We start from the raw sequence: 26,379 nt of genomic DNA on the forward strand, positions 1-26,379 counted from the left end.
CGGCGCTCGCGCGGAACGCCTACGCGTCGCCGCCCGCGGCTCCCGGGTCGGCCGACGCCACGTCGAGCAGCTGATAGCGGTCGATCGCCTGCTTGAGCACCGACCGGTCGACCTTGCCCTCACGGGCCAGCTCGGTCAGCACCGCGACCACGATCGACTGCGCGTCGATGTGGAAGAAGCGCCGGGCCGCGCCGCGCGTGTCCGCGAAGCCGAAGCCGTCCGCGCCCAGCGACTGGTACGTGCCCGGCACCCACCGCGAGATCTGGTCCGGAACCGATCGCATCCAGTCGGAGACGGCCACGAACGGACCCTCGGCGCCGCTCAGCTTCTGCGTCACATAGGGGACGCGCTGCTCCTCCTCGGGGTGCAGCAGATTGTGCCGCTCCACGTCGACGGCCTCGCGCCGCAGCTCGTTCCAGGAGGTCGCCGACCAGACATCGGCGCGCACGTTCCACTCCTCGGCGAGGATCCGCTGCGCCTCGACCGCCCACGGCACGGCGACACCGGAGGCCAGGATCTGCGCCGGGACGGAACCCGAAGTTCCTTCCGAGAAGCGGTGGATGCCCTTGAGGATGCCGTCCACGTCGACGTTCGCGGGCTCGGCCGGGTGCTGGATCGGCTCGTTGTAGACGGTGAGGTAGTAGAAGACGTCCTCGCCGTGCGGGTGTTCGTCGGACGAGCCGTACATCCGGCGCAGACCGTCCTTGACGATGTGCGCGATCTCGAACCCGAACGCCGGGTCGTACGCGACACAGCCCGGGTTGGTCGAGGCGAGCAGCTGCGAGTGGCCGTCCGCGTGCTGAAGGCCCTCACCGGTCAGAGTCGTACGGCCGGCGGTCGCGCCCAGGACGAAACCGCGCGCCAACTGGTCGGCCATCTGCCAGAACTGGTCACCGGTGCGCTGGAAACCGAACATCGAGTAGAAGACGTAGACCGGGATCAGCGGCTCGCCGTGCGTGGCGTACGCCGAACCCGCGGCGATCAGCGAGGCCGTGCAGCCCGCCTCGGAGATGCCGTCGTGCAGCATCTGACCGGTCGGCGACTCCTTGTAGGCCAGGAGCAGATCGCGGTCCACGGACTCGTACTGCTGACCGAGCGGGTTGTAGATCTTCGCGCTCGGGAAGAACGAGTCCATGCCGAACGTGCGGTACTCGTCGGGCGCGATCAGCACGAACCGCTTGCCGATCTCCTTGTCCCGCATGAGGTCCTTCAGCAGTCGCACGAACGCCATGGTCGTGGCGATCGACTGCTGACCGGAGCCTTTCTTCACACTCGCGTACGCCTTGTCGTCCGGCAGGGCCAGCGGCTGCGACCGTACGACGCGTGTGGGGACGTATCCGCCGAGCCCCTTGCGGCGGTCGTGCATGTACTGGATCTCTTCCGAGTCGCGGCCCGGGTGGTAGTACGGCGGCGCGCCGGACTCCAGCTCCTTGTCGGAGATCGGCAGGTGCAGACGGTCCCGGAAGCCCTTGAGGTCGTCGACCGTCAGCTTCTTCATCTGGTGCGTGGCGTTGCGGCCCTCGAAGTTCGGGCCGAGCGTCCAGCCCTTGACCGTCTGCGCCAGGATCACCGTCGGCTGGCCCGCGTGCGCCTTGGCCGCCGAGAACGCCGCGAAGATCTTCTTGTGGTCGTGACCGCCGCGCCCCAGGTGCAGGATCTGGTCGTCGGTCATGTTCTCGACCATCGCCCGCAGCCGGTGGTCGTCACCGAAGAAGTGCCGGCGGATGTAGTCGCCCGTCTCGGTGGCGTACGTCTGGAACTGGCCGTCCGGGGTGGTGTTCAGCTTGTTGACCAGCACGCCGTCGCGGTCCTGCGCGAGCAGCGGGTCCCAGGTGCGGTCCCAGACCAGCTTGATGACGTTCCAGCCGGCGCCCCGGAACTGGGACTCCAGCTCCTGGATGATCTTTCCGTTGCCGCGTACCGGGCCGTCGAGGCGCTGGAGGTTGCAGTTGACGACGAAGGTCAGGTTGTCCAGGCCCTCTCGAGCGGCGATGGACAGCTGTCCGAGCGATTCCGGCTCGTCCATCTCGCCGTCCCCGAGGAACGCCCAGACGTGTGACTTGGAGGTGTCCGCGATACCGCGCGCCTCCATGTAGCGGTTCATCCGCGCCTGGAAGATCGCGCCGAGCGGACCGAGGCCCATGGAGACGGTCGGGAACTCCCAGAAGCCCGGCATCAGGCGGGGGTGCGGGTACGAGGACAGACCGTACGGAGCCTTCGACTTCTCCTGCCGGAACGCGTCGAGCTGCTGCTCGGAGAGCCGGTCGAGGAGGAACGCGCGGGCGTAGATACCGGGGGAGGCGTGCCCCTGGAAGAAGATCTGGTCGCCGCCGTCGCCCTTGTCCTTGCCACGGAAGAAGTGGTTGAAGCCGACGTCGTAGAGCGAGGCGGAGGAGGCGAAGGTGGCGATGTGACCGCCGACGCCGATGCCGGGACGCTGGGCGCGCGAGACCATCACGGCGGCGTTCCAGCGGGTGGCGTTGAGGACCTTGCGCTCGATCTCCTCGTTGCCGGGGAAGAAGGGCTCGTCCTTGGTGGCGATCGTGTTGACGTAGTCCGTGCTGCGCATCTCGGGCACGGCCACGCGCTTCTCGCGGGCCCTTTCGATCAGCCGCAGCATCAGATAGCGGGCGCGCTCACGGCCGCGCTCGTCGACAGCGGCGTCGAGGGAGTCGAGCCACTCCTGGGTCTCTTCGGGGTCGAAGTCCGGGACCTGACTGGGAAGGCCGCCAATGATGATCGGATTGCGATCGGATCCGGAAGCCACGCTGTTCCTTCACTGTCAGAGGGGCGTGTGAGGGCTGCCCGAGGGGTTGTCTGGGAGGCTGTCTGGGGCGGTTTTTCGGTCTGTCTGCACCGTTCCCCATCGTGTACCTCGGGAACGGAATCGTCATCTCTACCGAGAGGTAACCAACACATTCCTGCAGTTCGTTGGGACGTGCCCGACCAAAACGCAACGATACGCTCACTCCGTGACGCGTTCCGCAAAGTCGTTCGGGTCTCGTACGCTCCAAGGGTTCCGAAATTCATAAATGGGGCAGAAGGGTGTGGTGTGCGTCACTTATGGCCTTGAATCCACGCCTGGGGTTGCGCCGACACCGCCGGGATCGTCACCGTTTCGGCGGTCTCGACGGCCGGGTACTTGCGCGATCCGTCCCGCCCGTGTGGACTACGGCCAATGCTTCGCGTACGCGCGTGGCTGAGACATCTACCGAAACATGATCAGGAGGCAAGCCGTGAGCGCGACCGCGGACCACGCGGAGGAGCGGACCAACCCGGCCGGCAGGCTGGGGTTCGAGCCCGGACAGGTGGTCCAGGAGATCGGCTTCGACGACGACGTTGACCACGAGCTCCGTGAAGGTATCGAATCGTTGATCGGCCAGGACCTGGTCGACGAGGACTACGACGACGTCGCTGACGTCGTGTTGCTGTGGTTCCGCGACGAGGACGGCGACCTTACGGACGCTCTGGTGGACGCCATCGGTCTCCTTGAGGACGGCGGCATGATCTGGCTGCTGACTCCGAAGACCGGCCGGGACGGCTACGTCGAGCCCAGCGACATCAGTGACGCCGCCCAGACTGCCGGCCTCTCCCAGACGAAGAGCATCTCGGTCGGGAAGGAGTGGTCGGGCACGCGTCTGGCCACGCCCAAGTCGAAGCGCTGAGCTCTCGCTCCGTCTGCCGCACCAAACCACCCAAGAGGCCCCCGTCGGCGTCCCGCCGCCGGGGGCCTCCCCCATGCCGTGACCGGGGCGTGTGGGGGGTGCGCGAGCAGCGCCCACGCAGGACCACCCCACCGCCGCGGACCCCGGACCGAGACACAGCCGCCCACCCGAATGGCGGCAGCCCCCACGAGACGTTGCGCCCCGGACGGACGCCGCGCCGCGATGACGAGATCGCGGGGTTGGCGTCGTGCTGGGACGGCGGGGTTGCCCGGGGCCTCAGGGCCGCGCCGACGGGCCCTTACGTCGAGGCTCCCGCCCGGCCACCGCCACGGCACGAAGCCCCCGAGCACCAGGCTCGTGCCGGTTCGAGGCGTGGGGCGGGGGTGGCGTGTGGGGTGCGTGGTCGGGGTGTGGCCGGTGGGGTGGGGGGTGCTGCGTAGGGTGGGGTTCACCCGAACAGGCCCTTGGAAGGGGAGCGTGTGACTATGGCGATCGAGGTCGGCACCGAGGCACCGGACTTCGAGCTCAAGGACAACCACGGCGCCACCGTGAAGCTGTCCGACTTCCGCGGTGAGAAGAACGTGGTGCTGCTCTTCTACCCGTTCGCCTTCACCGGCGTGTGCACCGGCGAGCTGTGTGCCCTGCGCGACGAACTGCCGAAGTTCGTCAACGACGACGTCCAGCTGCTGGCCGTCTCCAACGACTCCATCCACACCCTGCGCGTCTTCGGCGAGCAGGAGAGCCTGGAATACCCGCTGCTCTCCGATTTCTGGCCGCACGGCAACACTTCGCGCGCGTACGGCGTCTTCGACGAGGACAAGGGTTGTGCCGTGCGCGGCACGTTCATCATCGACAAGGCGGGCGTCGTCCGCTGGACCGTCGTCAACGGTCTGCCGGACGCGCGTGACCTGAACGAGTACGTGAAGGCGCTCGACAGTCTGTGAGCCCGACACCCTGTGATTGTTCGGTCGCAGGGCCTGCAGGGTGCGGGAACCCGTCACTAGGATCGACACGTTGATCCGATACCAACGCACGACGGGGCTCCCCGCCCCTGGACACCATTGGGAGGACTCGTGGGAGTCAGCCTCAGCAAGGGCGGCAACGTATCGCTGACCAAGGAGGCCCCGGGACTGACCGCGGTCATCGTCGGTCTGGGATGGGACGCCCGAACCACCACCGGCGTCGACTTCGACCTCGACGCCAGCGCCATCCTCACGAATGCGGACGGCAAGGTGAGCACCGACCAGAACTTCGTGTTCTTCAACAACCTGAAGAGCCCGGACGGTTCGGTCGAGCACACCGGGGACAACATCACCGGTGAGGGCGAGGGCGACGACGAGCAGATCAAGGTCAACCTCGCCGCCGTCCCCGCCGACGTCCAGAAGATCGTGTTCCCGGTCTCCATCTACGACGCCGAGAACCGCCAGCAGTCCTTCGGCCAGGTACGCAACGCGTTCATCCGCGTGGTGAACCAGGCCGGCGAGACGGAGATCGCGCGCTACGACCTCTCCGAGGACGCCTCGACGGAGACCGCCATGGTCTTCGGCGAGCTGTACCGCAACGGCCCGGAGTGGAAGTTCCGCGCCATCGGCCAGGGCTACGCCTCGGGCTTGCGCGGCATCGCGCAGGACTTCGGCGTCAACGTCTGACACGACCGTCGGACGGGAACGCGTCGGACGCGAACGTTTGATCTGAACGTTTGACGCGACCGTCCGACGTGAACGTCTGAGCCGTACGGCCTTCGGCTCCAGGCCCGGCGCCGCACGCTTCCTGTGTGCGGCGCCGGACCCGCTGGACCACCGCGCGCGGGTCGCGCGGTACAACTAAAAGTTTGACCTCGGGGAGGACCAGCATCATGGGCGTCACGCTCGCCAAGGGAGGCAATGTCTCCCTCTCCAAGGCCGCACCCAACCTCACGCACGTGATGATCGGGCTCGGCTGGGACGCGCGCTCCACCACCGGAGCCGACTTCGACCTCGACGCCAGCGCCCTGCTGTGCAATTCCGGCCGGGTGCTCGGCGACGAGTGGTTCATCTTCTACAACCAGCTCAAGAGCCCGGACGGCTCCGTGGAGCACACCGGTGACAACCTCACGGGTGAGGGCGAGGGCGACGACGAGTCGATCCTGATCGACCTCTCCAAGGTGCCGGCCAACGTCGACAAGATCGTCTTCCCGGTCTCCATCCACGAGGCCGACAACCGCGGTCAGACCTTCGGCCAGGTCAGCAACGCGTTCATCCGCGTGGTCAACCAGGCCGACGGCCAGGAGCTCGCCCGCTACGACCTCTCCGAGGACGCCTCGACGGAAACGGCGATGATCTTCGGCGAGGTCTACCGCTACAACCAGGAGTGGAAGTTCCGAGCGGTCGGACAGGGGTACGCGTCCGGTCTGCGCGGCATCGCGCTCGACTTCGGAGTCAATGTTTCCTAGGGCCCGCCCGAGTCAGCCGAAGGGGCGGCCCTCTAGACTTCGTGGTCAACAGTAGGTAAAGCCGAGTACGGCGCGGGGGAGACCCGTACATACACGATGATTGGGTAGCCAGTGCTTCTGAAAACCTTCGGCTGGTCGTTTGCGGTCACCGCGCTCGGCTTGGTCGCAGCGGTGATCTACGGGGGGTGGACCGCTTTTGGCATCGTGGCGATCCTGGCCATCCTGGAGATCTCGCTGTCCTTCGACAACGCGGTGGTCAACGCCGGGATCCTGAAGAAGATGAGTGCCTTCTGGCAGAAGATCTTCCTCACGGTCGGTGTGCTGATCGCCGTCTTCGGCATGCGGCTGGTCTTCCCTGTCGTGATCGTGGCGGTCACGGCGAAGAAGGGTCCGATCGAGGCGGTCAACCTCGCGCTGACCGACAAGGACCAGTACCAGCAGCTGGTCACGGACGCCCACCCGGCGATCGCCGCCTTCGGCGGCATGTTCCTTCTGATGATCTTCCTCGACTTCATCTTCGAGGACCGGGACATCCAGTGGCTGCGCTGGATCGAGCGCCCGCTCGCCAAGCTCGGCAAGGTCGACATGCTGTCGGTCTGCATCGCCCTGGTCGTGCTGCTGGTCTCCTCCATGACCTTCGCTGTCCACGCCCACCAGCACGGCGGCGCGCACATCGACAAGGCGCAGACGGTGCTGATCGCCGGCATCGCGGGCCTGATCACGTACATGGTCGTCGGCGGACTCTCCGGCTACTTCGAGGACAGGCTCGAGGAAGAGGAGGAGCGGGAGCACGAGGAAGAGGAGGAGGCCGCGCGGACCGGCAAGAAGAAGCCGGCCGTCGTCCTCGCCGGTCAGGCCGCGTTCTTCATGTTCCTCTACCTCGAGGTCCTGGACGCGTCCTTCTCCTTCGACGGTGTCATCGGCGCCTTCGCCATCACCAACGACATCGTGCTGATGGCGCTCGGCCTCGGCATCGGCGCCATGTACGTCCGCTCGCTCACGGTCTACCTGGTCCGCCAGGGCACCCTCGACGACTACGTCTACCTCGAGCACGGCGCGCACTACGCCATCGGCGCCCTCGCCGTGATCCTCCTGGTCACCATCCAATACCAGATCCACGAGGTCATCACCGGTCTCGTCGGTGTCGTCCTGATCGCCTGGTCCTTCTGGTCCTCGGTGCGCCGCAACAAGGCGCTCGCGGCGGCCGAGGGAAAAGCGACGGCCTCGGACGAGAAGGCTGAGGTCTCGTCCGGGGTGTGAGTCAGGGGTCTGAGTCCGGGGTGTGGGAACGCCCGCCGGGCCGGGGAGGTGACACACCCCCTGGTGCACGGGGATTGACACCCCTCTGGTTGAGGAACGCTCTGAGCGGGGCGGCCGTCGAGGACGAGTCCTCGTGGCCGCCCCGTCGCATATCCGGGAAACGTGGGGGCGGGACAAGGCAATGGGCTTCTGGGACGACCTGTGGCGCGGACGCTCGACGGACTTCGACTCCGGCAGTGCCGCCACCAACTCCATAGAACTGACCAAGCGGAACCACACGGTCTCGCTCACCAAGCAGGGCGCGGCCACCGGCAACCTGCGCATCAACCTGTCCTGGCGCATGCGTACGTCGGACATCGGCGGCGGCCAGCAGCGGGGCAGCCTGCTGCGGCACCCGTTCAAGACCTTCAAGCCGGACGTGGTCCAGGCGCACACCCAGAGCATGGTGAACGTCGACCTCGACCTGGGCGTCATGTACGAGCTCGCGGACGGCTCCAAGGGCGTGGTGCAGCCCCTGGGCAACTTCCTCGGCGACATCAACGACCCGCCGTATGTGAAGCTCAGCGGTGACGACCGGTTCGGTTCGGCGTCCGGCGAGACGGCCTACGTCAACCTCGACCACCGCGACGACATCAAGCGGCTCCTGGTCTTCGTCTACATCTACGACCAGACACCCGCCTTCGACCGTACGCACGCCATCATCACGCTCTACCCGAGCAACGGGCCCCGGATCGAGATCGGCCTCGACGAGCGGCATCCGCAGGCCCGCTCCTGCGCGGTGGTGATGATCGAGAACAACAAGGGCGAGATCACCGTGCGGCGTGAGGTGAAGTTCGTGTACGGGTTCCAGGCGGAGCTGGACCGGTTGTACGGGTGGGGGTTGCAGTGGGGGCGCGGGTACAAGTCCAAGGCCGACCGCTGACGTCGCCGCGGCGCAGCCGCACGTCGAATACGGCCCAGCGCCCCATTTCAGGGGCGCTTCCCTAGCGTCCGATGAACTGTGGCCCCTGAGGCGGCAGCCGGAAATCCGGGTCGGGGAGGGAGCCGACCGCCTGCGGGAAGCCGTAGGCCGGCTGGACGGCCGGGGCCGTCTGGGGCTGCGGGTAGCCGTAGGCGGGCTGACTGGTCGGCTGGGGGTAGCCGTAGGCGGGCTGGGCGGGGGCCGTCTGCGCGGGCCCCGGATAGCCGTAGGCGGGCTGCTGGGGCACCGGGGCGGCCTGCTCGGGCGGGAGCGGCACCGAGGTCTCCGCAGAGGCCGCGGGGTCCGCCCAGGCGGTGGCGTCGGGTACGGGCGCGACGGCCTCCGGCTCGGACTCGTCCACCGTGATCCCGAAGTCGGAGGCGAGCCCCTCCAGACCGTTCGGATAGCCCTCGCCGAGCGCCCGGAACTTCCAGCCCTGACCCCGCCGGTACAGTTCGCCGCAGATCAGCGCCGTCTCCGTGCCCGTCTCTGGCTTGATGTCGAAGTAGGCCAGCGGCTCACCGTCCGAGCCGGCGTTGCCGGTGGCGCCGGACGCGTCGTACAGCAGGATGCGTAGGGCGCGTACCTGGTCGAAGGTGACGCCGTCCGCCGATGCGACCAGCAGAATCTGTCCGACACCGGACTCGACACCCGCCAGATCCGTCTGGATGGTGTCGGTGAGGCCCTCGGCGACGCGTTTCTTGCCAAGTCGCCACACCTTGCCCGAGGGATGGCGTGGCTGGTTGTAGAAGACGAAGTCCTCGTCGGATCGCACACGGCCGTCGGGACCGAGGAGCAGCGCCGAGACATCGACATCGGGGACACCCTGCCCGGGCGTCCAGCGCAGCACTGCACGTACCGCTGTGGCGTCCAGCGGGACGTTAGACCCCTTCAGCATCGCGTGCGTCATGCGGTCATCCTGCCCTCTCGGTCCTGGTCACGACAACGCGGGGGTAAGGATTCCGGGTCGGGATGTGCGGGCACCCGACATGGCCGAGTTACCTGAACTTCACGCCTGGTGGGAACGACTGACATGGATTTGTACGTACTATTACCGGCCACCTCACATAGGTCCATCTAGCCGCCACGGGGGAGCTTCATGCGTCATTTCGGGCACATCGCCCCTGAAGAGCGGCAGCGTCTCTTCTACCGGGAGCCGTGCGTCTTCACCGCCGACTCGCCCGCCCGCGTGCTCGCGGCGGCCCTCGGCGCCACCCTGTACAGCCCCGCGACCAGACCCCACCTCGCCGACGACGTCATCAAGCAGGCCGGGCGAGGCGTGGTCTCCATGGTGCTGTGCCTGGAGGACTCGATCGACGACGCCGAGGTCGTGGGCGCCGAGGAGAACCTGGTCCGGCAGTTCGCCGACCTCGCCGGGCGGCCGGAGACCGACGGGCTTCCGCTGCTGTTCGTACGGGTCCGTGAGCCCGAGCAGATCCCGGACCTCGTCCGGCGGCTCGGCGCGTCCGTGCGGCTGCTGTCCGGTTTCGTCCTGCCGAAGTTCACCGAGGAGCGGGGCGTCCCGTTCCTGGAGGCGCTCTCCGCGGCCGAGACCGTGAGCGGGCGGCGGCTGTTCGCGATGCCGGTCCTGGAGTCGCCCGGCCTGCTGTACCTGGAGAGCCGCCGGGAGACCCTGGAGGGCATCTCCCGGGTCGTCGACAAGTACCGCGACCGCGTCCTCGCGCTGCGCCTGGGCGTCACCGACTTCTGCTCGGCGTACGGGCTGCGCAGGGCGCCCGACATGACCGCGTACGACGTCCAGATCGTCGCCTCCGTGATCGCGGACGTGGTGAACATGCTGGGGCGCTCGGACGGCACCGGATTCACGGTGACCGGGCCCGTGTGGGAGTACTTCCGGGTCCAGGAGCGCATGTTCAAGCCGCAGCTGCGCCGCAGCCCCTTCCAGGAGGGCGAGGTCGAGGATCTGCGCCAGGCGCTGATCGAGCACGACCTGGACGGGCTGCTGCGCGAAATAGCCCTCGACCGGGCCAACGGTCTGCTCGGCAAGACCTGCATCCACCCCTCGCACGTCCCGGCGGTGCACGCGCTGTCCGTGGTCAGCCACGAGGAGTACAGCGACGCGCAGGACATCCTCAGGCCCGAGCGGGGCGGCGGGGGCGTGCTTCGGTCGGCGTACACGAACAAAATGAACGAGGTGAAGCCGCACCGCGCCTGGGCCGAGCGCACCCTCCAGCGCGCCGAGGTGTTCGGTGTGGCGAACGAGGACATCGGCTTCGTGGAACTGCTCGCGGCCGCCCTGCCTGCGTGAACCGCGCAGGCTCGACCGACCAACAAGGAATCGATGAAGAACGTGGTGTGGACGGGGACCTGGGTCGCCGAGCGACTGGGTGTCGAGCTCGTCGGTGACGAGAAGCTGACCGGCCTGCTGGGGCTCGCGCTGCGGCGCAACCCCCGCCGGGCGCATCTGCTCGTGTCGAACGTGCTCGGCAAGCACGTCCCGCAGTCGCCGTCCGTCGTGTACGGACACGGGTTCGCGCTCGGCCGGCGGGTACGGGAGCTGCTCGGCGCCGAGGGCGCCCGCGCGGCCGTCGTCCTCGGGTACGCCGAGACGGCCACCGGCCTGGGCCACTGCGTCGCCGACGGCGTGGGTCTCGCGCCCTACCTGCACTCGACCCGCCGCCCCGTCCCCGGCGTCGACACGGCGGGCGGCTTCGAGGAGTCCCACTCCCACGCCACCTCCCACCTCCTGCTGCCGGAGAACCCCGATCTGCTGGCGGGCCCGGGCCCCCTGGTCCTCGTCGACGACGAGTTCTCCACCGGCAACACCGTCCTGAACACCGTCCGCGACCTCCACGCCCGCTATCCGCGCGACCGCTATGTGGTCGTGGCCCTGGTCGACATGCGCTCGGCCGCGGACCTGGGCCGTCTGGCGGAGTTCGCGACGGAGATCGGCGCACGGGTGGACCTGGTCGCCGCGGCGACGGGCATCGTGAACCTCCCGGAGGGCGTCCTGGAGAAGGGCCAGGCGCTGGTGGCGGAACACGAGACCACCGAGCGCCGCGAGCCCGCCGGCAGCCGCCGGGAGCACCCCGGTGCCACCCGTGTCGAGCTCGGCTGGCCCCGGGGCCTGCCCGACGGGGGACGGCACGGATTCACACCCGGGCATCGAATACGGCTGGACGCGGCGCTGCCCGCCATGGCCGCGCGGGTCGCCGACGCGCTGCCGGACGGGGCGCGGCGCGTCCTCGTACTCGGCTTCGAGGAGCTGATGTACGCGCCGCTCAGACTGGCCAGGGAGCTGGAGCAGGTGGTGTCCGCGGAGGTGCGGTACTCCACGACCACCCGCTCCCCGGTGCTCGCCCTCGACGACCCCGGTTACGCCATACGGACGCGCCTGGTCTTCCCGGCCCACGACGACCCCGACGACGGACCGGGTGAGCGGTACGCCTACAACGTCGCGGGTGCCGGCTTCGACGCGGTCGTGGCCGTGGTCGACTCCGCCGCCGACACACCCGGCCTGCGCGCCCCTGACGGCCTGCTGGCCCAGCTCGCGGAGCACACCCCGAGCGTCCTGCTCGCCGTCGTCCCGTCGTACGTCCCCGCACGGCCGTCCACCGAAAGGCCCTCCATGCTCCCCGAGCCCCTCCGCGGCCCCGCCTTCTCCTCGTACGCGCCCGACGAGGTCGGCTGGCTGCTGCAGGACCTCTCGGACGTGACGCTGGAGGCGCCGACCGAGGAGCGCGAGGAGGCGATCCAGAGCGGCGGCGCCCACTACGCGGAGTCGCTGCCGGTCGAGTACCAGCCGAGCCCCCAGTACCAGGAGCTGTTCCAGACGGCCCTGGGTACCTCGGCCGCCCGGATCGCCCAGGCCGTCGGCGCGGTGACCGAGCTGGTGCTCGCCGAGCGCTCCCCGCGCCCCGTACTCGTCTCGCTGGCCCGCGCGGGCACCCCCGTCGGTGTCCTGATGCGCCGCTGGGCCCAGCACCGGCACGGCCTCGACCTGCCGCACTACGCCGTCTCCATCGTCCGTGGCCGCGGCATCGACGCCAACGCGCTGCGCTGGCTGGCGGCCCACCACGACCCGGCCGACGTCGTGTTCGTCGACGGCTGGACCGGCAAGGGTGCCATCTCCCGCGAACTCACCGAGGCCATCCGGGAGTTCGAGTCCGCCGAGGGCATCACCGGCTTCGACCCGGAGATCGCGGTCCTCGCCGACCCGGGCTCGTGCGTACGGACGTACGGCACCCGCGAGGACTTCCTCATCCCCTCGGCCTGCCTCAACTCGACCGTCTCAGGCCTGATTTCGCGTACCGTGCTGCGCTCGGACCTGGTCGGCGAGTACGACTTCCACGGCGCGAAGTTCTACCGCGAGCTCGCCGGCTCCGATGTCTCCGTCGACTTCCTGGACGCCGTCGCCGCCCACTTCCCCGACGTCGCCGACGCGGCCTGCGCCCAGGCCAAGGAACTCCTCGCCGCCGACCGCACCCCCACCTGGGAGGGCTGGGCGGCCGTCGAGCGGATCAGCGAGGAGTACGAGATCCACGACGTGAACCTCGTCAAGCCGGGCGTCGGCGAGACCACCCGCGTGCTGCTGCGCCGCGTCCCCTGGAAGATCCTGGCGCGCGCCGGAGCGGGCGCCGACCTCGACCACGTACGCCTGCTCGCCCAGCAGCGCGGGGTGCCCGTCGAGGAGGTCGACGAACTCCCTTACACCTGCGTGGGGTTGATCCACCCGAAGTACACGCGCGGCGCGACCGGTGCCGACGGCAAGGCGGTGACGGTCTGATGTCCGCGCCCAAGGTGCTCGTCGCCAGCGATCTCGACCGTACGCTGATCTACTCCTCCGCCGCCCTCGCGCTGACCATGCCCGACGCGCGGGCGCCCCGGCTGCTCTGCGTCGAGGTGCACGAGGCCAGGCCGCTGTCGTACATGACGGAGACGGCCGCCGCGCTGCTCACCGAGCTCGGCGACACGGCCCACTTCGTGCCCGCCACGACCCGCACCCGCAAGCAGTACCAGCGCATCAACCTGCCGGGCCCCGCGCCCGAGTACGCGATCTGCGCCAACGGCGGGCATCTGCTCGTCGACGGTGTCTCCGACCCCGACTGGCACGCGGCCGTGACCGTGCGGCTCGCCGACGAGTGCGCGCCGCTGGCCGAGGTACGGGACCACCTCGCGGCCACCGCCGATCCGGCCTGGGTCCGCAAGCACCGGGTCGCCGAGGACCTGTTCGCCTATCTGGTGGTGGAGCGCGAGCTGCTGCCCGAGGAGTGGGTGAAGGAGCTCGCCGTCTGGGCGGAGAGCCGCGGCTGGACGGTGTCGCTGCAGGGCCGCAAGATCTACGCTGTGCCGAAGCCGCTCACCAAGAGCGCGGCCGTGCGCGAGGTGGCCCGGCGCACCGGCGCCCTCCTCACGCTCGCTGCCGGTGACTCCCTCCTCGACGCCGACCTGCTGCTCGCCGCCGACCGCGGCTGGCGGCCGGGCCACGGGGAACTGGCCGAGGCCGACTGGACGGCGCCGGCGATCACCGCCCTCCCCGAGCGGGGGGTCGCGGCGGGGGAGCGGATTTTGCGGGAGTTCGTGCACGCCTGTGGCCGACCGGGCGCGGTCTGAGCGGAGGCCGGGCGCGGTCCGAGTGGGGGCCATGCCCGGCCTGTGCGGGGGCCACGTACGCCCTGAGGGCGCGACACGCCCGGGCCGCGCGGAGGTTTCGGGCGAAGAAAAGCTGAAGACTTCCTGAAAAAACCTGGTCGATCAGCCGCAGCAACCGCCGCCGCAGCATCCGCCTCCGCCCCCTCCGGACGGGCCCGGGGCGGCCGCGGACGCCGACCCGCCGGTGGCGACCGCGACGGTCGACAGGAGTTTCACCGTGTCGTCGTGCCCGGCGGGACAGTCCGCCGGAGCGGCGGATTCCGCCATGGGGCGGCTCAGTTCGAAGGTGTCGCCGCAGGTCCGGCAGCGGTACTCGTAGCGAGGCATACGCACAGGTTAGCGGCCGGGAGCCGACGACCGAAGCCTTCCGCGGCCCGGTCGCGCACCGGGTGGCCCCGTGGTCCGGAACCCGGGCCTCCTCGATTCCTCCCCGATTCCCGCCCGGTGCCTTCAGAGGGCCCACTTGACCTGCGGAATATTTCTGTCTGGTTCCTGGGCGAAGGGATCGTATTAGTCGCTGATAATTTAAGAGGGCCGCGACGAGCCGCAAGGTCGGGGAGGGGGGCTCGCAGCCGCATGTGCGGCCGCTGCATCTACCCGCGCGCGCAATTCCGAAGTGCGGAGGGAGACGCAGTCGTGACCGAGGCATGGCATCGAACAGATGCCCCGCATCCTCTGGGCCGTCCACGCGCCGGAGCCCGTCGTGGCTAGCGGGGAGGGCGACGACCGCCAGAACCGCCGCGGGCTCGGTCCGCAACGGCCTGCGAGCCGTCGTGCGGAAGACCCCGCGAGCCGTCGTGCGGAAGACTCCGCGAGCCGTCGTGCGGAAGACACGGAGAACGAGACTCCCGCCGAGCGAACCACTCAGCTTCGCGTCCCGCCCCGCGCCGAGGAGGCCACCCAGCTTCGCGTCCCGCCCCGCGCCGAGGAGACCACCCAGCTCCGCATACCGCCCCGCGCCGAGGAGACCACGCAACTCCGTATACCGCCCAGTGCCGACGGTCCCGCCGAGGAGACCACGCAGCTTCGCGTCCCGTCTCCTGCCGAGATCGAGGCGCACTCAGGCGCGCAGGAGCTCGCGCAACGCGCCGATCGGGGGGCGAATTCCGGCCATCGCGGCACCCGCCGTAAACCGGCCATGCCGTCCGCGCTCGCCGGACGCTGGGCGCGCATCGCCCGCCGTCTGAGACCGGCGTACCCCCGCCCAGGCCGCACCGGCTGGCGGCGCTGGGTGCCCTCCTGGCGTCAGTGGCTGTGCGCCTGGGGCCTGGCCATCGGGCTGAGCGGAACGTTTCTGGTGATCGCCTACGCCGCGACAGACATACCCCAGAACCTCAACACGTATGCCACCCAGCAGGACAACGTCTACTTCTGGTCCGACGGGACACCCATGGCCCGTACCGGGTGGGTGCGGCGGCAGGCGATGCCGCTGAAGGACATACCCCAGGACGTGCGCTGGGCGGTGCTGGCCGCGGAGAACGAGAGCTTCTACTCCGACCCGGGCATCTCCTTCAAGGGCATCACCCGCGCCCTGGTGCGCACGGTCGGTGAGGGCAACACCGAGGGTGGCTCGACGATCACCCAGCAGTACGTCAAGAACGTCTACCTGAACCAGAACCGCTCGGTGAGCCGCAAGTTCACCGAGGCGATGATCTCCCTCAAGCTCGACCAGAAGATGAGCAAGGACAAGATCCTCGAGGGCTACCTCAACACCAGCTGGTTCGGCCGCGGCACGTACGGCATCCAGCGCGCCTCCCAGGCGTACTACGGCAAGGACGTCGGCGAACTCAACGTCAGCGAGGCCGCGATGCTCGCGTCCCTGCTGAAGGGCGCGGGCCTGTACGACCCCACCGTGAGCCAGGCGAACCACAAGCGCGCCGTGGAGCGCTGGTCCTGGATCCTCGACCGCATGGTCAAGATCGGCAAGCTGTCGCCGGCCGAGCGGGCCAAGTACACGAAGTTCCCCGAGCCGACCACGCAGTCCCAGACCTTCGACACCGGCAAGCAGACCGACTACCTGGTGGAGCTCGCGACCCAGTACGCCAAGAAGGCCGCGCACATCTCGGACCAGCAGTTCGACCTGGGCGGCTACCAGATCTACACGACCTTTGACCGGAAGCGGGAGACGGCGCTCACCGACGCCGTGACGAAGGCCCGCAACAAGGCCCTGAAGGACGACCCCAAGACCGCGAAGGCCGCCCACTACGGGGCCTCCTCGGTGGCCACCGACGGCAAGATCCTCGCCGTCTACGGCGGCCCCGACCACCGTACGCAGGGCTACAACGAGTCCAACGCGACCACCGTCCCGGCCGGTTCGGCGTTCCTGCCGTTCGTCTACGCCGCCGGGCTGGAACACGGTGTCCACAAGACCCGCGACAGCACGGCGACCCCGGTCACGCCGGAGTCCCTCTACAACGGTGACGACAACGTCCCGGTCTCCACACCCGAAGGCCCCTACTGGGACCGCAGCGGCAAGGTGGTCGCCGCCCACAACGACGGCAAGAAGTCCTGGGGGCAGATCAGCCTGCGCAGGGCCCTCGCCGAGTCCGTGAACGTGCCGTTCATGCAGCTCGGTATGGACACGGGCCTGCTCAACGTGCGGCAGACCGCCGAGGCGGCCGGGCTGCTCTCGTCGAGCATCGGGCCGCAGGTGCCCGCGCTGTCCCTGGGCAACTCCACGCCCAGCGCGATCCGGATGGCCAACGCCTACGCCACCTTCGCCGCAGGCGGCTCGCACACCGAGCCGTACTCCGTGCGACGCATCACCCGCAACGGCTCCCAGGTCGTCCTGGACACGCCCCGCCCCAAGCGCGCGGTGAGCGCCGAGGTGGCCCGCGAGGTCACCGAGGCGCTCGCGGACGCGCTCGGCGGAGCCCACCCCACCGCGGCCAAGAGCGCACCGGACACGGCGGGGAAGGCCGGCACCACGGCGGACGACACCGCCGCCTGGTACGTCGGCACGAACCGTTCCGTGTCGACCGCGGTCGTCCTCTACCGCATCGACCTGACCAAGAGCCTCGAACCACTGCCGCTCAAGGGGCTCGCCGGCGCGTCCGCCGACGACGTCCCGTACGGCATCTGGGCCGGCGCCATGAGTCCGCTCGGCTGACCGCGACGGCCACGAGGCCGCCCACCCCGACGGCCGAGAGGCCACCGCGCATCCCGTCGGCCGAGAGGCCCCCGCCCGCTCCTTCCGCCCCCCTCGCAGAATGTGCCCCGTATGAACTCGAAGCACAGCGGTCACCGCCGCCGCGAACCCGCGCCCGCTCCCGGTTCCGCCCGCCAGGGTTTCGTGGCCATGGCGGCGTTCCTCGTCGTGACGTCGACGACCGCCACCTACCTGGCCCTGAACCACTCGGACAACACCACACCGGCCGCCTCGGCCGGCGGTCCCCGCTCCGGGGCCAGTGCCACCAAGACGACCAAAGAACCCCCGTGGGACGGCAAGACGAAGGTGCTCGGGGACGGCTCCACGTCCTACACCGGGCCGCAGAAGGGCCAGTTGAAGGCCGTCCCGCTCAAGCCCGGCGAGAAGCCGCCCCAGTTCGTCGTCTTCTCCTGGGACGGCGCCCTCCAGAGCGACGACAAACTCTTCTCGCACTACCAGGAGTTGGCCAAGGAATACAACGCCCACATGACGTTCTTCCTGACCGGCATCTATCTGCTGCCCAAGGACAAGAAGACGATCTACAAACCGCCGATGCACGCGCCGGGCTCCGCGGCGATCAGCTACGCCACCGACGAGCACATCCGCGACACGCTGGAGCAGCTCGGCAAGGCCTACAAGGACGGCAACGAGATCGGCACCCACTTCAACGGTCACTTCTGCGAGGACAAGGGCGGCGGGGACTGGAGCGTGGCGGAGTGGGAGAGCGAGATCAACCAGTTCTTCTCGTTCGTCGAGAAGTGGAAGACCAACACCGGCTACACCGATCTGCCGGCCCTGCCCTTCGACCCCACGCGTGAGGTCAACGGCGGGCGCGCGCCCTGCCTGGAGGGCCAGAAGAACCTGCTCAAGGCCATGAAGGCGACCGCCAAGGACTACAACTGGCGCTACGACGCGAGCTCCTCGGGCGACTTCCAGATATGGCCCGCCAAGAAGGAGGGCGTCTGGGACTTCCCGCTGCAGCTGCTCCCCTACGAGGGCGGCAAGTACCAAGGCCTGTCCATGGACTTCAACTTCCTCTACAACCAGTCCGGCGGCTCGACCGAGGGCGACCCGGCCAAGTACCCGCAGTGGGAGGACGAGACCGTCAAGTCCTACATGGCGGGCTTCAACCGGGTGTACTACGGCAGTCGCGCACCGCTGTTCATCGGCAACCACTTCGAGAACTGGAACGGTGGCATCTACATGAAGTCCATCGACCAGGTCATCAAGAACGTGTGCACGAAGAAGGGCGTTCGCTGTGTGTCCTTCCGTGAACTGTCCGACTGGCTCGACGTGCAGAAGCCCGGGACCCTGGAGCGCCTGCGCAGTCTGGATCCCGCGCAGTCCCCGGACTGGTCGACGGTGGTGAAGTAGCCGTGGACGGCACCCTGGCTTTCGGTGCGTCAACTTACCCTTTTCTCAAGGGAGTTGACCTCGGCGTGCGTGAAATCTCCTCGGGTTCACCATAGTTGAGGAGAACATGTAAAGATTCTTTCCCCGGTACCTGATCGGGGGCAAGGAGAATCATCAGTGAGATCGAAGACGTTGAGCCGATGCTCGACCCTGACGGCGATCGCCGTCTCCGCAGTCCTGCTGCCCCTTTCCACCGCCCACGCGGCGACCGCGTCCGTCACCGTGAACCGGGCGACGACCGACGCGTTCGGCCGGATCGCGGACGCCGTGCTCACCGACCGTACGGCGGCCCTCCTCGACAGGAGCCAGGCGGCGCCCCGCACGGCCCTCGCGTCGAAGTCGACGGGAGGCGTCAAGCTGACCGCCGCGCTGACGAAGACGGAGGACACCGCGGTGACCTCCCTGCGCGGCACCCGCTCCCGCCTCGCGGCGCTGGGTGAGGCCTACACCGCCGCCGACACCAAGGTCACCGTCGACAGGACGCGGGTGTGGGGGAAGGTGGCCACCGCCTGGGTCACCGAGACCACCGTCCTCACGTACAAGAAGATCCGCGGCGACGAGCCCGACACCACCGGCTTCGACGCGCATCACGTCCTGACCTTCGCCGCCCAGCCGGACGGCACCTGGAAGCTCTCGGGCCTGCGCACGACGGACAAGGGCCCCCGTCAGGTCAACGAACCCGTCACCGCGGCGCCCGCGCGCAGGACCCCGATGGCCGTTGTCGACGCCCCCCCGGCAGCGACCACGTATCCCGCGCCCGCCAACCCCAAGAAGCTCACCGCAGGCACGTACGACTACGCGGCGATGGCGACCTACGCCGAGAAGTACTGGAAGAACTACAACCCGGCCTACCGGAAGTTCAACGGGGACGGCGGCGACTGCACCAACTTCGTGAGCCAGAGCCTGCTGGCGGGCGGCTGGCAGCCGATCAGCGTCGTGACCCCGGAGGAGTACGACACCTGGTACTACGTCGCCAACGGCCAGTCCGACTCCTGGGCGGGCGTGAACGAGTGGTCCTGGTTCACCCAGACCGCCCATCGCACCACGCCGCTGGCGAACGTCTACCAGCTGGACGTCGGTGACGTCATGCAGATGGACTTCGACAAGGACGGGTCCAAGGACCACACCATGATCACGTCCTACCGCAGCTCCAGCGGCGTCCCGTACCTGACGTACCACGACGCCGACACCTACCGCCGGTCGCTGTCGAGCCTCATCGCGTCGTACCCGACCGCGGCGTACTACGCGTACCGCACCTGATCACCCGATCACCCGAGGTGACCTAGGGATCCGTGGTCCTGGGCGGCTCGGCGGGCTTGGTCTCCGATGCTTTGGTCTCGGATGCCTTGGTCTCGGATGCCTTGGTCTCGGACGACCTGGCCTCGGACGACCTGGTCCCCGTCTCCACGGCCCTGGTTCCCGTGTCGCCCACGGCCTCGGGCGTCGGCGCGGCCCTGTGCGACTGCTGCAGGGCCGTTGCCGAGGCCGACTCCCGCAGCGCCCGGATCCGCTCCGCCCGCTCGGCCTCCTCGGGGTGGCGGGCCTTCCAGTACGGGTTGTCGTGCGGCAGGGCCGAGCCGACCCTCCCGTACATCCCGAAGAACATCAGCAGGACGCCGACCACAAAGCTGAACAGCACGTTCTGGATGTGGAAGGCGAGGAAGTTGTAGCGGCCTTCCAGCAGCGCCAGGTGCAGGAAGCCGTTGAGGATGAACAGGACGCCGAGGACCATGTTGAGCGTCGAGGCGAAGTTCCCGCCGATCACCATGCCCACGAACAGCAGCAGCCCCACACAGATGGACAGCACGCTGAGTGAGCCGTTCGTGTTCAGCCCCAGGATCGTGTCCCCGTGGGTGGTGAAGAAGCCGACCTTGTTGATCAGGCCCAGGATGCCGAAGGCGAGCAGGAAGAGGCCCATCAGGCCCGCGCCGATCCGGTAGAACATGTTCAGCCGGTGATCGACCGGCAGATGGTCGTCGAAGGCGATGCGCCGTCGGTTTCCGGGACGAAGTACGTGCGTGGCCATGTCCGCCTCCCTCTCCAGCTAGCGGAGGCCGTACGTACATCCCAGCATCCGCCCGGAGGCCGGGGACCGCCAACACAGGGGACCGGGATCCGCGGTACCGCCGAAGCTCAGACCGGGCCGCCGCGCTCCTCGCGGATCTGGGAGACCACCCGGGCCGCCGTCGCCCGTACCGCCTCCGTCTCCGTCAGGAAGTGCCAGTAGTCGGGGTGGCGCCCCTCCAGCGCGGCGATGGCACGCTCCAGCCGGGCGACGGAGTCGTCGAGAGGGCGGGCGTGCCGCGGATCCGGGGTGTTGCGGCCCGCCATGGCCAGGCGCTGGGCGTCCCGGATGGCGAAGCGGGTGCGGTCGATCTCCTGCTGGGGGTCCTTGGACACGGCGTTCAGCCGCCGCAGCCGGTCGCCGGCCGCCGACACGGCCTCGTCGGTGCCGTTCAGCAGCGCCCGCACCGTGGACAGCAGCGAGGTGGCGTCCGGCCAGCGCTGCGCGTCACGCGCGGCCTGCGCCTCCTTCAGCTTCAGCTCGGCCTGCCGTACGTTCTCGGTGGCCTGCTCCGGTACGTGCTGCAGGTCCTGCCAGCACGCGGCCGCGAACCGGCGCCGCAGCTCGCTCAGCACCGGCTCCACCTGCCCGGCGCGGGTGGTCAGCGCCTGGGCGCGGGTGCGCAGCGACACCAGCCGGTGGTCGATCTCCGCGGCCCGCTCCGGCAGCCGCTCGGCCTCCGCGCGCACCGCCCCGGCCTCCCGCGAGACCCGCTCGGCGCGCTCCAGCGTCTCCGGCACGCCGTGCTGTCCGGCGCCCTGGTTGAGCTTGGTCAGCTCGGGCCCGAGCGCGGCGAGCCGGCCGGCGAGATCATCGGCTCTGAGCCCTGTCTCCCGTACGCCGTCGAGGGCGTTCGAGGCGGCGAGCAGGGCCTGGCGGGCGCGCTCGACGGCGGGCGCGAGCCGGGCGAGCTGCGTCTCGGCCTTCCCGAGCAGCGGCCCGAGCCCCTGCGTGAACCGGTCCAGGTCCCCTTTCACCCGCCCCAGCTGGTCCTTGGCGGCGGTGAGTTCGGCGCGGGCGCGGGTGGCGACCGACGCCTCCAGCTCGTCCCGGTCGAGGTCATGGGCGTCGACGGCCTCGATGTACTTCTGACTGGCCTCGTCGATGCGCCGGCCCAGCGCCTCGAAGTCGGAGACGGCGCGGCGGGCCGCGGGGGAGTCGTCGACGGCGGTGATGGTCTCGATCGAGATCCGCAGATCGCGCTGGGCGGTGTCCAGCTCGTAGAACGCGGCCGCGGCGGCGTCCTTCGCGGCCTGTGCCTCGGCCCGCTGACTCTCGGCGCGCCCGCCGAACCAGCGCCGGGTGCCGCCACCGGCGAAGGCGGCGGGCAGGACGAGGGCGGCGAGGAGCGGGAGGGTGACGAGGGTCAGCACGTCACGGCAGTGACGGGGCTGACGGCGTACCGACCGCGCGCGTGGCGCAAACGGCGTGTACGGCTCTGAAGGTGTCGCCGTCACATCCCTCTCCCGTGCTGTCATCCGCCTTGCCCGGAGTCATTCTCCCACCGGTTAAGGACGAACACACGGGCCGGTTAGTTCGCGGTTCGTACTGTGATGCTTCCGTCGTTCGCGTGGGCGGACACCACGTGGGAGCTGGCCGGGTCCCGGGGCACGGACACCCGCACGGATCCGTCCCCGCTCTCGGCCGTCACCCGATAGGTGTCGTGGGGCAGCCCGATGGTGAGCGAACCGTCCTGGCTGCGGGCCTCGACCAGGTCGGGCACGACGCCGAGTTCGAGCTGTACGGACCCGTCCGAGGACTGGACGCGCACGCGGCGCGAGTCGATGCCGAGGGCGTGGATCGAGCCGTCGGCGGTACGCAGGTCCAGCGCGCCGGAGGAGTTCGTCACGCGGACGCTCCCGTCCGACGTACGGATCCCGAGCGCCTCCTTGAACCCCGCCGCCCGTACGCTTCCGTCCCCGTCCACGACCTTCACCGCGACACCGCGCGGCACGACGATCCGGTGCCTGGCGCTGCAGTCGGCGACCATGCCGGAGCACTTCATCCGCAGCGTCAGCCGGTCGTCCTTCATCGCCCAGGTCACGCGCGGATCCCCACCGACGACGACGTGCCCCTGGAACCAACGGGTGACCTGGACCTTGTCCGCCTCGGCCGACTCGGCGACCACGAGCTCCAGCGCGGAGTCGTCCGAGTCCACGGTGAGCGTACGACCGTGCAGCGCGAACGCCCGCTGCTCCGGATGCCTGTCGTCCCCGGCACTCGCCCCGCAGCCTGCGACGGTCGCGACGAGAGCGACGGCGGCACCGGCGACGGCCACGGTCCGCGCGGATGTCTGTGTCCGAGCCATGAATTTCTCCCCCTGGGATGAACGCCGACGCGCTCCGATGCCCTTCGACGCCTTTCGACCGTACGGTTCCGGGCTGCGCCGGGGGATCCGGGCTGCTCCCGGACCGGAGGTGGGGTTAACCCCCGGATACGGGTTTGCGGGGCATCCCCCCGGGCAATGTAGGCTGTCGACTCGTCCTGGGCGCGTAGCTCAGCGGTAGAGCGCCGCCCTTACAAGGCGGATGTCGGCGGTTCGAAACCGTCCGCGCCCACCAGTCTCAGGACGCGGCTAAGGCCCAGGTCAACCGGTGTGGATCCGGGGACCTGGGCCTTGATCTTTTTCGGCGTCCTGTCGGCGCCGTGCCACTTACGTGCCAGATGGTCCGCGCGGAGGCCGCTTCACCTTCCTGATCTGACCGTCCACGTAGTCGGCGATCTCGTGGTCTCGGCCGTTGACGAGGTGCTGATGTCACCGCGGCCGGTTGCCTTGAGCGCGCGGACCAGATCCGGCGGAGGCATGCTCGGCAGTTGAGGCTTGACGGGGCGGCGTCAGGTGACGCGTGACGTCTGGCCTGGACGTCGTGGCTGACTGTCTTGTCAGGTGGAGCAGTCGAGCCCGGCGACCTGAGGGACCTGAGGGACCTCTGAAGAGGTTGCCCGAACTGCGATGAGTTCCAGCACGGTCCCAGGTCTTCGGCGCTCGTGCAGCTTCTCGGTAAACCGGTCGCCGAGTGCCACGCCCTCTGGGCGCCGTCGCCGACCGCGGGCCCGTAGAGGGCGTGCTGGGAGCTGGGGAAGGTGGTGGGTTAATCCGGTTGGTCAGTTCACGCAGCCAGGCACCGGGACTGCGCTGCCAGCGCAGTTGGTGGGCTTGTTGTGCTTCACCTTGCTGTCGTTCAGGGCCACCGTGCCGGACTTGTTGTTGATTCCGCCGGGAGGGGCGCTGCTGGTGTTGTGCTCCACCTGGCTGCTGGTGAGCGTGGCGGTCCCACCGTTGTTGGTCAGACCACCGCCCTGGGCACCCGTGCCGGTGGAGGTGTTGTGTTCGATCTCCAGCCGCTTGGTGCTCAGCTTGCCCTCGTTGTAGACGCCACCACCCTGGGCGTTGGTCCCCTCGGCCGAGTTGTGTCCGATCTTTCCGCCGTCAATCGTCACCGTGGCGGCCGCTCCCTGGTTCGAGATCCCCCCGCCCATGCCCGGCGCGTTCGCCGTAGCGGTGACCGTGTTGTGCTCCACACGGGTGTGGTGCAGGTTCACCCTGCCGAGGTTGAGGTTGAAGATCCCTCCACCGCCTCTGAAGCCACCGGTGCTGGCTGCGCTGTTCGAGAAGATCTCGGAATCATCGATCGTCGCCGGGCCGCTGTTGGCGAGTCCGCCACCCACGCCGCCGGTGGCGTTATTGCTGATCGTGGTGCCGTCGGCGATGGTGAGGTCGCCTCTGCTCGAGATGCCGGCGCCGAATGCTGCCGAGGTGTTGTAGCCGACGGCACTGTGACGGATCCGCACGGTGGCAGAGGCGAGAATGAAGAAGCCGCCGCCGTCGAAGGCGGTGCCGTTCTTCACGACGCTACGGGTGAGGTCGATGGTCCCGCCCGAATTGGCGAAGATGTTGCCGCCGTCGGTGGCGGTGCCGTTCGTCACAACGCTACGGGTGAGGCTGAGTGTCCCACCCGGATTGACGAAGATGTTGCCACCAGCAGTACCCGGGACGCTGCCGTTGCGGACGGTGAGATCGTTGAGTGCCAGGTTCCCGGGTCCGTCGATTTCGAAGATGCGGAACAGGGCTGCCGTCGTCGGGTCTCGTTGGATGGTGGCGTCGCGTCCATTGATGGTGAGTTTCTTGGTGATCACGGGCAAAGCGTTGTTGGCGTTGTCCGGCGTGGTGTAGCTGTAGACGCAGTTGTGGGCCAGCACCAGCGTGTCCCCGGAGTTGGCGCTAGTGATCGCGTTCTTCAGTGCGGTCGGGTCACAGGGCACGTTGGTTGTCGCGGCCTGGGCCGTCGCGGGCATGGCCACCAAACTCACCACCATGCCGGCCACAGCGACTGCACCGCGCAGACAGGCGCCTCGAAACGCTGCCATGGGGCCTCCTTCTTCTCGGGCGGTAGCCCCGGTCCAGAGCTACGCGTCAATCACGTCTGCTATCGCTCACAGTGACGACAGGCCGGATGTCAGCCCCTGCACGGCACGCCGATCTCCACCGAACAGACCACAAGAGCGGCGAGCGCAGCGGCTGCCCCTGACATCACCGGTTGACATCAACGACGACGGACCGGAGCGCACAGGGGCGGCCACGACCCGGAAACCGTCCGCGCCCACCAGTCTCAGGACGCGGCTAAGGCCCAGGCCAACCGGTGTGGATCCGGGGACCTGGGCCTTGATCTTTTTCGGCGTCCTGTCGGCGCCGTGCCACTTACGCGCCAGATGGTCCGCGCGGAGGCCGCTTCGGCAGTCGAGCCCGGCGACCTGAAGGACCTGAGGGACCTCTGAAGAAGTTGCCCGAACTGCGATGAGTTCCAGCGCGGTCCCAGGTCTTGGGGTACATCCACCTTCCGCGCGCGAATTTGGAGGCGCCTTGAAGCTCTTGCTGACGTCAGGCGGCGTCACGAACCCAAGCATCCACTCGGCGCTCGTGCAGCTTCTCGGTAAGCCGGTCGCCGAGTGCCACGCCCTCTGCGTCCCGACAGCACAGTGGGGTCACCCGATGTGCGGTCCGGCATCGGTGCGGGGCTTCGCAGCCGCCGAGCCCACGTGGCAGCACTTGTCCGGCCTGGGCTGGGCGTCGCTCGGTGTCCTCGAGCTCACCGCACTGCCCACCATCGGCGCCGAGCGATACGTCCCCTGGATCCGGGAGGCCGACGTGCTCCTGGTCGACGGCGGCGACGCGACCTATCTGTGCCACTGGATGCGGGAGTCCGGGCTGGCCGATCTGCTGCCCTCGCTGCCCGACATGGTCTGGGTGGGAGTGAGTGCCGGAAGCATGGTGATGACGCCCCGGATCGGAACGTACTTCGTCGAGTGGCCGTCCGCACCTGACGACCGCACCCTGGGAGTCGTCGACTTCTCGATCTTCCCGCACCTGGACGCTTTCCCGCAGAACACCCTGGCTGACGCAGAGCGGTGGGCCGCCGACATCGGCGTCCCGGCCTACGCCATCGACGAACAGACGGCCATCAAGGTCGTCGACGGCTCCGTCGAGGTGGTCTCCGAAGGGCAATGGACGAAGTTCGGGTCATAACCTCGGTGACTGGGGCGCCGGTGGCCACCTCCGTGACCGCGTGATACCGCTGCTCGACCACGCTCAATTCCACCAGCACAGCCCCGGCCCTCCCGCACGCGCCGAATCAGACGCACACAGCCAAGCCGAGGCAAGCGGTGTCAAGCATCAGGTGAAGCCGCAGTGTCAACTATCAACCGAGACAGGACACTGCTGATCGCCAAGTGTCGGATCCCAGCTGATGTCTGACGTTCTGGTCCCACGTGATGCTTGACGGTGGGCCTAGACAACATAGGGAGCCCCGTGGGGCTTGTTCGCTT

Annotated in this window: 20 protein-coding genes and 1 tRNA gene; 14 read left to right on the forward strand and 7 right to left on the reverse strand. The window is 68.8% G+C overall.

The window, feature by feature from the left end:
• Positions 1-19 precede the first annotated feature (19 nt).
• Complete coding sequence (gene aceE, locus ACIQTP_RS04085; RefSeq protein ID WP_403395995.1) at positions 20-2,767, reverse strand: pyruvate dehydrogenase (acetyl-transferring), homodimeric type; 2,748 nt, start codon at positions 2,765-2,767, stop codon at positions 20-22.
• 469 nt (positions 2,768-3,236) lie between these two features.
• On the opposite strand from aceE, the gene ACIQTP_RS04090 reads away from it, so the two are divergent.
• The 6 genes from ACIQTP_RS04090 to ACIQTP_RS04115 all read left to right on the forward strand — a co-directional run bounded on the left by ACIQTP_RS04090 (position 3,237) and on the right by ACIQTP_RS04115 (position 8,278).
• Complete coding sequence (locus ACIQTP_RS04090; protein ID WP_054231000.1) at positions 3,237-3,665, forward strand: DUF3052 domain-containing protein; 429 nt, start codon at positions 3,237-3,239, stop codon at positions 3,663-3,665.
• A gap of 485 nt (positions 3,666-4,150) precedes the next feature.
• Positions 4,151-4,609: a peroxiredoxin gene (locus ACIQTP_RS04095; protein ID WP_403396101.1), complete on the forward strand. Its 459-nt coding sequence runs from the start codon at positions 4,151-4,153 to the stop codon at positions 4,607-4,609.
• A gap of 129 nt (positions 4,610-4,738) precedes the next feature.
• Positions 4,739-5,314, forward strand: coding sequence for a TerD family protein (locus tag ACIQTP_RS04100; protein WP_403395998.1), 576 nt, complete (start codon positions 4,739-4,741; stop codon positions 5,312-5,314).
• Between the two features lie 206 nt (positions 5,315-5,520).
• Positions 5,521-6,096: a TerD family protein gene (locus ACIQTP_RS04105; RefSeq protein WP_101405384.1), complete on the forward strand. Its 576-nt coding sequence runs from the start codon at positions 5,521-5,523 to the stop codon at positions 6,094-6,096.
• A 111-nt stretch (positions 6,097-6,207) separates the two neighbouring features.
• Positions 6,208-7,356, forward strand: coding sequence for a DUF475 domain-containing protein (locus ACIQTP_RS04110; protein ID WP_403396001.1), 1,149 nt, complete (start codon positions 6,208-6,210; stop codon positions 7,354-7,356).
• Positions 7,357-7,537: 181 nt separating this feature from the next.
• Positions 7,538-8,278, forward strand: a complete 741-nt coding sequence (locus ACIQTP_RS04115; protein WP_060896039.1) for a Tellurium resistance — start codon at positions 7,538-7,540, stop codon at positions 8,276-8,278.
• Positions 8,279-8,339: 61 nt separating this feature from the next.
• On the opposite strand, the gene ACIQTP_RS04120 is transcribed toward ACIQTP_RS04115, so the two are convergent.
• Positions 8,340-9,227, reverse strand: coding sequence for a TerD family protein (locus tag ACIQTP_RS04120; protein WP_403396004.1), 888 nt, complete (start codon positions 9,225-9,227; stop codon positions 8,340-8,342).
• Positions 9,228-9,416: 189 nt separating this feature from the next.
• On the opposite strand from ACIQTP_RS04120, the gene ACIQTP_RS04125 reads away from it, so the two are divergent.
• The 3 genes from ACIQTP_RS04125 to ACIQTP_RS04135 are packed head-to-tail and all read left to right on the forward strand — an operon-like array spanning position 9,417 to position 13,891.
• Positions 9,417-10,586, forward strand: coding sequence for an HpcH/HpaI aldolase/citrate lyase family protein (locus ACIQTP_RS04125; protein ID WP_403396007.1), 1,170 nt, complete (start codon positions 9,417-9,419; stop codon positions 10,584-10,586).
• Positions 10,587-10,619: 33 nt separating this feature from the next.
• The gene (locus ACIQTP_RS04130) at positions 10,620-13,064 is read left to right on the forward strand and encodes a phosphoribosyltransferase (protein WP_403396010.1); all 2,445 of its coding nucleotides are present in this window, start codon (positions 10,620-10,622) and stop codon (positions 13,062-13,064) included.
• Positions 13,064-13,891 (forward strand): HAD family hydrolase, encoded by an 828-nt coding sequence (locus tag ACIQTP_RS04135; protein WP_403396013.1) that lies wholly within the window; start codon positions 13,064-13,066, stop codon positions 13,889-13,891. The genes ACIQTP_RS04130 and ACIQTP_RS04135 overlap by 1 nt, the downstream gene beginning before the upstream one ends.
• A gap of 141 nt (positions 13,892-14,032) precedes the next feature.
• Here the strand turns inward: ACIQTP_RS04135 and ACIQTP_RS04140 are convergent, their stop codons facing one another.
• Positions 14,033-14,257, reverse strand: coding sequence for a zinc ribbon domain-containing protein (locus ACIQTP_RS04140; RefSeq protein ID WP_402036708.1), 225 nt, complete (start codon positions 14,255-14,257; stop codon positions 14,033-14,035).
• A gap of 811 nt (positions 14,258-15,068) precedes the next feature.
• Between ACIQTP_RS04140 and ACIQTP_RS04145 the strand changes: the two genes are divergently transcribed.
• The 3 genes from ACIQTP_RS04145 (at position 15,069) to ACIQTP_RS04155 (ending at position 19,751) form a co-directional block, all read left to right on the forward strand.
• Positions 15,069-17,039: a transglycosylase domain-containing protein gene (locus ACIQTP_RS04145; RefSeq protein WP_403396103.1), complete on the forward strand. Its 1,971-nt coding sequence runs from the start codon at positions 15,069-15,071 to the stop codon at positions 17,037-17,039.
• Between the two features lie 111 nt (positions 17,040-17,150).
• Positions 17,151-18,452 (forward strand): hypothetical protein, encoded by a 1,302-nt coding sequence (locus ACIQTP_RS04150; RefSeq protein ID WP_402036712.1) that lies wholly within the window; start codon positions 17,151-17,153, stop codon positions 18,450-18,452.
• A gap of 156 nt (positions 18,453-18,608) precedes the next feature.
• Positions 18,609-19,751 (forward strand): amidase domain-containing protein, encoded by a 1,143-nt coding sequence (locus ACIQTP_RS04155; RefSeq protein ID WP_403396017.1) that lies wholly within the window; start codon positions 18,609-18,611, stop codon positions 19,749-19,751.
• A 22-nt stretch (positions 19,752-19,773) separates the two neighbouring features.
• Here ACIQTP_RS04155 and ACIQTP_RS04160 read toward each other — a convergent pair whose 3' ends face one another.
• From ACIQTP_RS04160 to ACIQTP_RS04170, 3 genes are all read right to left on the reverse strand, one after another.
• Positions 19,774-20,517, reverse strand: coding sequence for a DUF4383 domain-containing protein (locus ACIQTP_RS04160; protein ID WP_403396018.1), 744 nt, complete (start codon positions 20,515-20,517; stop codon positions 19,774-19,776).
• A 107-nt stretch (positions 20,518-20,624) separates the two neighbouring features.
• On the reverse strand, positions 20,625-22,013 hold the full coding sequence (locus ACIQTP_RS04165) for a hypothetical protein (protein WP_403396020.1): 1,389 nt from the start codon (positions 22,011-22,013) through the stop codon (positions 20,625-20,627).
• Between the two features lie 74 nt (positions 22,014-22,087).
• Entirely contained in the window at positions 22,088-22,864 is a 777-nt protein-coding gene (locus ACIQTP_RS04170; RefSeq protein WP_403396022.1) for a DUF4097 family beta strand repeat-containing protein, read from the reverse strand.
• A 178-nt stretch (positions 22,865-23,042) separates the two neighbouring features.
• Here ACIQTP_RS04170 and ACIQTP_RS04175 point away from each other — a divergent pair.
• A tRNA-Val gene (locus ACIQTP_RS04175) sits at positions 23,043-23,117 on the forward strand.
• 544 nt (positions 23,118-23,661) lie between these two features.
• Here ACIQTP_RS04175 and ACIQTP_RS04180 read toward each other — a convergent pair.
• A complete protein-coding gene (locus tag ACIQTP_RS04180; protein WP_403396024.1) occupies positions 23,662-24,924 on the reverse strand; it encodes a hypothetical protein in 1,263 nt (420 codons plus the stop codon).
• A 493-nt stretch (positions 24,925-25,417) separates the two neighbouring features.
• Between ACIQTP_RS04180 and ACIQTP_RS04185 the strand changes: the two genes are divergently transcribed.
• A complete protein-coding gene (locus tag ACIQTP_RS04185; RefSeq protein WP_403396026.1) occupies positions 25,418-26,080 on the forward strand; it encodes a Type 1 glutamine amidotransferase-like domain-containing protein in 663 nt (220 codons plus the stop codon).
• The last annotated feature ends 299 nt before the right edge of the window (positions 26,081-26,379 follow it).

Source organism: Streptomyces sp. NPDC090798, from assembly GCF_044768965.1.
Taxonomy (GTDB): Bacteria; Actinomycetota; Actinomycetes; order Streptomycetales; family Streptomycetaceae; genus Streptomyces.

Bases quoted from the DNA above. Each gene is read 5' to 3' on its own strand.
- ACIQTP_RS04095 (WP_403396101.1), top strand. From the start codon at position 4,151: ATGGCGATCGAGGTCGGCACCGAGGCACCGGACTTCGAGCTCAAGGAC.
- ACIQTP_RS04105 (WP_101405384.1), top strand. From the start codon at position 5,521: ATGGGCGTCACGCTCGCCAAGGGAGGCAATGTCTCCCTCTCCAAGGCC.
- ACIQTP_RS04115 (WP_060896039.1), top strand. From the start codon at position 7,538: ATGGGCTTCTGGGACGACCTGTGGCGCGGACGCTCGACGGACTTCGAC.
- ACIQTP_RS04120 (WP_403396004.1), bottom strand. From the start codon at position 9,227: ATGACGCACGCGATGCTGAAGGGGTCTAACGTCCCGCTGGACGCCACA.
- ACIQTP_RS04125 (WP_403396007.1), top strand. From the start codon at position 9,417: ATGCGTCATTTCGGGCACATCGCCCCTGAAGAGCGGCAGCGTCTCTTC.
- ACIQTP_RS04130 (WP_403396010.1), top strand. From the start codon at position 10,620: ATGAAGAACGTGGTGTGGACGGGGACCTGGGTCGCCGAGCGACTGGGT.
- ACIQTP_RS04135 (WP_403396013.1), top strand. From the start codon at position 13,064: ATGTCCGCGCCCAAGGTGCTCGTCGCCAGCGATCTCGACCGTACGCTG.
- ACIQTP_RS04140 (WP_402036708.1), bottom strand. From the start codon at position 14,257: ATGCCTCGCTACGAGTACCGCTGCCGGACCTGCGGCGACACCTTCGAA.
- ACIQTP_RS04145 (WP_403396103.1), top strand. From the start codon at position 15,069: ATGCCGTCCGCGCTCGCCGGACGCTGGGCGCGCATCGCCCGCCGTCTG.
- ACIQTP_RS04150 (WP_402036712.1), top strand. From the start codon at position 17,151: ATGAACTCGAAGCACAGCGGTCACCGCCGCCGCGAACCCGCGCCCGCT.
- ACIQTP_RS04160 (WP_403396018.1), bottom strand. From the start codon at position 20,517: ATGGCCACGCACGTACTTCGTCCCGGAAACCGACGGCGCATCGCCTTC.
- ACIQTP_RS04170 (WP_403396022.1), bottom strand. From the start codon at position 22,864: ATGGCTCGGACACAGACATCCGCGCGGACCGTGGCCGTCGCCGGTGCC.
- ACIQTP_RS04180 (WP_403396024.1), bottom strand. From the start codon at position 24,924: ATGGCAGCGTTTCGAGGCGCCTGTCTGCGCGGTGCAGTCGCTGTGGCC.